Consider the following 6,764-nt stretch of genomic DNA (forward strand, 5'->3'; position numbering starts at 1 on the left):
ATGCATAATACATGCACATGGGCACTGAGATCCTCACTTTCGACCAGCTCCCCCCGAAGACCGCGTACGCCCTGTGGCAGCTGCGCCAGGAGGTCTTCATCGTCGAGCAGGACTGCCCCTACCTCGACCTGGACGGCCGCGACCTCGAGCCCGGCACGCTCCACGTGGTGCTCACCGACGGCGACCGGCTCGCCGGCACCGCCCGCATCCTCGACGACGGCGAGGTGTGGCGGATCGGCCGCGTCGTGCTCGCTCCCACCCACCGCGGCCAGGGCCTGGCCGACGTGATCATGACAGCCGCCGTCGAGGCGCTCCCCGACCGCGACGTCGTCCTGGACGCTCAGTCGCCGCTGGCCGGCTGGTACGCGAAGTTCGGGTTCGTGAAGGACGGCGAGGAGTTCCTCGAGGACGACATCCCGCACACCCCGATGCGGCTCACCCGCTGACGGGGGCGAAGAGCACGCTCGCCTCGGTCTCCTCACGGGTGGCCTGACCGCGAGCCGCGAGCAGCTCGAGGTGGGCCTTGGTCTCCATGACCGCGAGGCCGGCGTTGAAGAAGTCCAGCTCGGCGAAGGCACGCTCGTGGCGGGTCCAGCCGAGGTCGTTGGCGACCTCGAGGGCGGAGCGCCGTCCGGCCTGCAAGGACGCGAGCGACTGGGCGAGCCGGGACTCGTGGTGGGCCAGGAGCTCGTCGACGCGGGCGTGCGACGACGGGGCGACCGGGCCGTGAGCGGGGAGAAGTCGCAGATCAGGCAACGAACGAACCTTGGTCAGCGACGCCATGAAGTCGCCGAGCGGGTCGATGACCGGCACCGGCTCGAAGCCGATCGACGGCGTGATCGTGGGCAGCACGTGGTCGCCGGCGAACAGGACCGAGCCGGCCAGGTCCGCGTAGACGTAGTGGCCCTGGGTGTGCCCAGGAGTGTGCACGGCGTCGACGTCGCGACCGGCGACGGAGAGGCGTACGTCCCCTTCCAGCCACTGCGAGGGCATCCGCCAGTGGGACAGGTCGGGCGCGGGCGGCGGGTTGGCGGCCCACTGCGCGGCGAGGTCGTGCGCACCGGCGTGGGCGAGGAGCCGGTCGGTCGAGACCCAGCCGTCGAGGTCGCCGTTGGTGAGCTCGAGGGTGGGCCGGTCGCCGGCGCCGAGCAGCACGTCCGCACCGAACTCCTGACCGAGCACCGAGGCGAGCGTGTAGTGGTCGCGGTGCACGTGGGTGACCAGGAACCGGCGGATGTCACCGAACTCGAAGCCGAGCTTCTTCAGCCCGGCCTCCAGAGCAGAACGCCCCTCGGTGATCGCCCAGCCACCGTCGACCAGCGAAAGTCCGTCAGCGCCCTCGAGGACGTAGATGTTGACCGCCTTGAGCCCGTCCATGGGCAGCGGCAGCGGAATCCGGTGTACGCCGTCGGCGACCGTCCACGCACCGGGAGCGGACCAGTGCTCCCCCGAGTCAGGCGAGATGGCGGTGGCTGTCGACTGACTCATCGTTCTCCTTCGGTCGGCCCTGAAGCTCTGCCTTTCCAGAGCCAGAGGAGACCCAGGATCGGCAGCAGGGCGGGAACGAATCCGTATCCGCTCCCGAACTTCGACCATACCGAGTCGTCCGGGAACCAGGACGGCACGGCCAAGGACAGGACACCGACGACGATCACGCCGGCCAGCTCGATCCACAGCATGACCTTCGCGAAACCCGCCGACCCGGCGGCCGCCCGGCGGATCGCGAACCAGCCGGCGACGTACGTCGCCGCGGCGACGACCGAGAGCGAGTAGGCGATCGGGGCCTCGTCGAAGTGGGTGAGGACCTGCACCAGCGACCTGGCTCCCGCGGCGAGCACGAAGATCGCATAGACGGTCAGCAGCACGAGGTGCGGACCGGAACGAGTCTTGTCGGGAGAGGTCGCGGTCACGCTTTTCGGGGTCCCCGCGGCGCCCGGAGCGGAGCGAGGACGTCGTGGGGTGCTCACCGCACCATCATGACGCGTACGGCCACGACTCCGGTCGCCAGGGCCGCCGCCGCGATCACGCCCGAGGACCAGGTCGAGCGGTCCGTACGCATCGTCTGCAGCGCCAGCGGCATCAGGCACACCAGCGCGCCGAGGTAGCCCAGGAAGGTCGACAGCGACTCCGGCTTGCGTCCGCCCGACCAGGCCGCCAGCGCACCGACCGCGAGCACGACCGCCAGGATCTCCAGCATCCACGCCAGCTGGTCCAGCCACCGCGGCCGCGGCGCCTTCAGCGCGACCCCGACGGCAGCCGCGATCGTCACGAACGCGGCATATCCGGCCACGATAAATCCGATCAGGGTCACGGCGTCCACGTGCCAATCTTCTCCAATGACTTCCACATCTCCCGATCCGGGGCTCGTCGCCCGCCTCCGCGCCGCCGGCTGTGTCTTCGCCGAGGACGAGGCGGCGCTGCTCGAGTCCGCCCCGGTCACCGCACGGGAGCGGGAGGAGATGGTCGTACGCCGCGTGGCCGGCGAGCCGCTGGAGCTCATCCTGGGCTGGGCCGAGTTCTGCGGGCTCCGGATCCGGGTCGCGCCGGGGGTGTTCGTGCCCCGGCAGCGCTCGGGGCTGATCGTCGACATCGCCGTCCGGGCGGCCTTGCAGAACGGGTCGCGGAGGGTGCTCGACCTCGGCTGCGGGACCGGAGCGCTGGGTGCCGCGGTTGCGGCGCGCGTCCTGGATGCGGAGGTCTGGGCGACCGACATCGACCCAGCCGCGGTCGAGTGTGCGCGGAGCAATCTCCCCGCCGACCACGTCCTCCTCGGCGACCTCTACGACCCGCTCCCCCACGACCTCGCCTTCGACGTGATCGTGGCCAACGCCCCGTACGTCCCGAGCGACCAGATCCGGAACATGCCGCCCGAGGCGCGCGACCACGAGCACCACGTGGCCCTCGACGGCGGCACGGACGGGCTCGACGTACAGCGTCGCGTGATCGAGCAGGCACCGAAGCATCTGGCCCCCGGCGGCGTACTCGTGGTCGAGGCCGGCCAGGAGCAGGCGCCCGTCACCGCGAGCCTGATGCGGGAGCAGGGGCTGGTCGCGCAGATCCATCACGACGAAGACCTCTACGCGACCGCGGTGACCGGAACGGCTCGCTGACGAGCTGCGCCGAAAAGCGAGGCGTCCCTCTGATTGCACACCACCCCCGCGGTGTGCATTCAGAGGGACCGCCACCGTGAAGTTCGTCCACCCCCCACCGGCGGACGACCTTCTCGCCGATGAAACGGGCCACCCGCCGACCCATGACGCGGGTTGGGAAGAATTTTTTCGAGAATCCCGTCAGACTTCCGATATGCAGGCTTACGGTCTGACCCACCTGGTGCCGTTGTCCCTGCTCACAGCGGGGATCGTGGCCGTGATCTGGCTGGGCAGGCAGCAGCGGGCCGACGCGAAGCCGTCGAGATTCTCCCGAGGATTCGCGCTCGCGCTTCCGCTCACGGTGATCCCGCTGCTGGCTCACGAGTGGGTCACCGACTTCGACCTCTTCATCGATCTGCCGGTCCAGCTGTGTGATCTGGCGTGGATCGCGGCGGCGATCGCGCTGTGGACCCACCACCCCTACCCGACCGCGCTGACCTGCTTCTGGGGCCTCACCCTGACCACGCAGGGCGTGTTCACCCCGGACGTGATGGACTTCCCCGACGTCAGCTACATCACCTTCTGGGTGATGCACCTGATGGTCGTGCTGGCCGCCGTCTACCTGGTCTTCGGGCTCAAGCTGCTGCCCCGCTGGCGTGACTACGGCTGGACGGTCGCGACCACCGCGGCGTGGGCCGTGGTGGCGTACGTCCTCAACCTCGTTCTCGACGCCAACTACGGCTACCTGCGGCGCAAGCCGGAGTTCGCCTCGATGCTCGACCTGCTCGGACCGTGGCCGTTCTACATCCTCAGCGAGATCGCGCTGGTCGCCGCTGTCTGGGCCGTGATGACGCTGGGGCTACGGATCTGGGCGCGTCAGGACGGGTCGACGAGGACGCCGGTGCGCTCGTAGTCGGCGAGAGCCGAGGCGTACGGCGTCAGGTCGATGCCCTTCTCGCTCACCCAGCCGTCGTCGTAGTAGGACGAGCGGTAGCGCTCCCCGGAGTCGCACAGCAGCGAGACGACGCTGCCCGGGGTGCCGGCCTCCCCCATCTCGCGTACGACACCCAGCGATGCCCACACGTTGGTGCCCGTCGAGGGGCCGACCGAGCGGCCCATCCGGGCCGAGAGCCAGCGCATCGTCGCGATCGAAGCCGCGTCGGGGACCTGGACCATGTCGTCGACGACCCCGCCGACGAAGGACGGCTCGACCCGCGGCCGGCCGATCCCCTCGATGCGCGAGGGCATGCCGGTGGCGTAGTCGGAGGTGTCGGTCTCCCAGCCGCCGTAGAAGGCAGAGTTCTCCGGGTCGGCGACCAGCAGCCTGGTGGGATGGCGGCGGTAGTGGAGGTAGCGGCCGATCGTCGCCGAGGTGCCGCCCGTGCCGGCCGAGACGACGATCCAGGTCGGCACCGGGTGTCGCTCCTGCGACATCTGGTCGAAGATCGACTCGGCGATGTTGTTGTTGCCGCGCCAGTCGGTGGCTCGCTCGGCATAGGTGAACTGGTCCATGTAGTGGCCGTCGCACTCCCGGGCGAGGCGCTCGGCCTCGGCGTACATGTCAGGAGCGCGGTCCACGAAGTGGCAGCGGCCGCCGTGCCACTCGATCAGGCGCACCTTCTCCGCCGAGGTCGAGCGCGGCATCACCGCGACGAACGGCAGCCCGAGCAGGCCGGCGAAGTAGGCCTCCGAGACCGCGGTCGAACCGCTCGACGCCTCGACGACGGTCGAGCCCTCGTGGAGCCAGCCGTTGCAGACCGCGTAGAGGAACAGCGAGCGCGCCAGGCGGTGCTTCAGCGAGCCGGTGGGATGGACGGACTCGTCCTTCAGATAGAGGTCGACCCCGGGACTCGCACCGTCGCGGACGGGGAGCGGAACGACGTGCAGATGGGTGTCGGCCGAGCGCTGCGCGTCGGCCTCGACGCGGCGTACGGCTTCGTCGATCCAGGCGCGATGGGAGTCAGAGAGGCGTGGCACCGCCTGAGCGTAACTCCACCCTGAACTACCACCGGCATGTGCGGTGAGCCACAATGAAAGACCGAATCACGATCGGGTCCGGCAGTGAAGTTGCCCACAAGTTAGACCGATCTAAGGACCCCGATTAACCATTGCGGCCCCAAAAGCGAGACAAAAGACCTGTGGACGAACCTCTTGACGTAGTGCTGATCGGCGGCGGCATCATGAGCGCCACCCTGGGTGTGCTCCTCCAGGAGCTGGAGCCCAGCTGGTCCATCAAGATGATCGAGCGGCTCGACTCGCTCGCCGTCGAGTCTTCCGGCCCGTGGAACAACGCCGGCACCGGCCACTCCGCGCTGTGCGAGCTCAACTACAGCCCGCAGAAGGCCGACGGCTCGGTCGACATCTCCAAGGCCGTCAACGTCAACGAGCAGTTCCAGCTCTCCCGGCAGCTGTGGTCCTTCCTGGTCGAGAACGGCCGCATCCCGGACCCGGACAAGTTCATCCACACCGTTCCGCACATGTCCTTCGTGTGGGGTGCCGAGAACGTCGACTACCTCCGCAAGCGCTACGAGGCGCTGTCGGTCCACCCGCTGTTCCCGGGGATGGAGTTCTCCACCGACCCCGAGGTCATCAAGGGCTGGGCGCCGCTGCTGCTGTCGGGTCGCTCCGCGAAGTCCCTCGCCGACGAGCCCGTCGCGGCGACCTGGACCAACGCCGGCACCGACGTCGACTTCGGCTCGCTCACCTCGATGCTGACCCGCACCCTGGTCGACAAGGGCGCCGACCTGGAGACCGGGTCGGAGGTCACCGACCTGCACCAGACCATGGACGGCTTCTGGCACATCTACGGCCGCAACGAGTCCGGGAAGTACCACCTGCGTTCCCGCTTCGTCTTCGTCGGCGCCGGCGGCTACGCGCTGCCGCTGCTGCAGAAGGCCGGCATCCAGGAGATCCGCGGCTTCGGTGGCTTCCCCGTCTCCGGTGAGTTCCTGCGCACCTCCAAGCCGGAGCTCGTCGCCCAGCACAGCGCCAAGGCCTACGGCAAGGCCGCCGTCGGCGCTCCGCCGATGTCGGTGCCCCACCTCGACACCCGTCACGTCGAGGGCAAGACCCACCTGATGTTCGGTCCGTACGCCGGCTGGAGCCCGCGCTTCCTCAAGACCGGCTCGCTCACCGACCTGTTCCTCTCGGTGCGGCCCCACAACCTGCTGCCGATGCTGCGGGCCGGGCTCACCAACATGGATCTCACCGTCTACCTGGTCAAGGAGCTGCTGCGCTCGCCGCGCAAGAAGTTCGACGACCTCCAGGACTTCTTCCCCGCCGCGGACCGCAAGGACTGGGAGCGGATCATCGCCGGCCAACGGGTGCAGGTCATCCGCCCCGACGGCGTACTCCAGTTCGGCACCGAGGTCATCACCGCCGAGGACGGCAGCATCGCCGGTCTCCTGGGTGCCTCCCCCGGCGCCTCGACCGCCCCGGCGATCATGGTCAACGTCCTGCGCCGCTGCTTCCCCGACCGTTGGGACGGCTGGCAGCCCCAGCTCAAGACGATGATCCCGGCCACCGGTGCCGAGCTCAGCGCCGACCCCGAGCTCGCCGCCGAGACCTTCGCGCGTACGGACCGCCAGCTCCACCTCGGCTGACCCGCCCCTGCCGAATAGGTAGTTCTGGCGGGCCGAATCTGTAGTTGTGGGCGACGAAACTGCCGTTTCGCTG

At 69.2% G+C, this 6,764-nt stretch carries 8 protein-coding genes; 4 read left to right on the plus strand and 4 right to left on the minus strand.

Annotation, left to right across the window (positions count from 1 at the left end):
• Window positions 1-17 precede the first annotated feature (17 nt).
• Window positions 18-446 carry a GNAT family N-acetyltransferase gene (locus tag ACFV9G_RS15850; protein ID WP_378728438.1) on the plus strand — a complete coding sequence of 143 codons (429 nt, stop codon included), beginning with the start codon at window positions 18-20 and terminating at the stop codon, window positions 444-446.
• Here ACFV9G_RS15850 and ACFV9G_RS15855 read toward each other — a convergent pair.
• The 3 genes from ACFV9G_RS15855 to ACFV9G_RS15865 are packed head-to-tail and all read right to left on the minus strand — an operon-like array spanning window position 436 to window position 2,320.
• Complete coding sequence (locus ACFV9G_RS15855; RefSeq protein ID WP_378728439.1) at window positions 436-1,488, minus strand: MBL fold metallo-hydrolase; 1,053 nt, start codon at window positions 1,486-1,488, stop codon at window positions 436-438. The genes ACFV9G_RS15850 and ACFV9G_RS15855 overlap by 11 nt on opposite strands.
• Window positions 1,485-1,910: a hypothetical protein gene (locus tag ACFV9G_RS15860; RefSeq protein ID WP_378728440.1), complete on the minus strand. Its 426-nt coding sequence runs from the start codon at window positions 1,908-1,910 to the stop codon at window positions 1,485-1,487. Before ACFV9G_RS15860 ends, ACFV9G_RS15855 begins: the two co-directional genes overlap by 4 nt.
• Window positions 1,911-1,963: 53 nt before the next feature.
• On the minus strand, window positions 1,964-2,320 hold the full coding sequence (locus ACFV9G_RS15865; protein ID WP_378728442.1) for a hypothetical protein: 357 nt from the start codon (window positions 2,318-2,320) through the stop codon (window positions 1,964-1,966).
• A 16-nt stretch (window positions 2,321-2,336) separates the two neighbouring features.
• Here ACFV9G_RS15865 and ACFV9G_RS15870 point away from each other — a divergent pair, with 16 nt between their 5' ends.
• A complete protein-coding gene (locus ACFV9G_RS15870; RefSeq protein ID WP_378728443.1) occupies window positions 2,337-3,110 on the plus strand; it encodes a putative protein N(5)-glutamine methyltransferase in 774 nt (257 codons plus the stop codon).
• Between the two features lie 193 nt (window positions 3,111-3,303).
• Complete coding sequence (locus ACFV9G_RS15875) at window positions 3,304-4,002, plus strand: TIGR02206 family membrane protein (protein ID WP_378728444.1); 699 nt, start codon at window positions 3,304-3,306, stop codon at window positions 4,000-4,002.
• On the opposite strand, the gene ACFV9G_RS15880 is transcribed toward ACFV9G_RS15875, so the two are convergent.
• The gene (locus ACFV9G_RS15880; RefSeq protein ID WP_378728446.1) at window positions 3,966-5,066 is read right to left on the minus strand and encodes a PLP-dependent cysteine synthase family protein; all 1,101 of its coding nucleotides are present in this window, start codon (window positions 5,064-5,066) and stop codon (window positions 3,966-3,968) included. The two genes, ACFV9G_RS15875 and ACFV9G_RS15880, sit on opposite strands and share 37 nt — an antisense overlap.
• A 161-nt stretch (window positions 5,067-5,227) precedes the next feature.
• Between ACFV9G_RS15880 and ACFV9G_RS15885 the strand changes: the two genes are divergently transcribed.
• Window positions 5,228-6,691 carry a malate:quinone oxidoreductase gene (locus ACFV9G_RS15885; protein ID WP_378728447.1) on the plus strand — a complete coding sequence of 488 codons (1,464 nt, stop codon included), beginning with the start codon at window positions 5,228-5,230 and terminating at the stop codon, window positions 6,689-6,691.
• Window positions 6,692-6,764 lie beyond the last annotated feature (73 nt).

This window comes from Nocardioides sp. NPDC059952, assembly GCF_042730435.1.
GTDB lineage: Bacteria > Actinomycetota > Actinomycetes > Propionibacteriales > Nocardioidaceae > Nocardioides.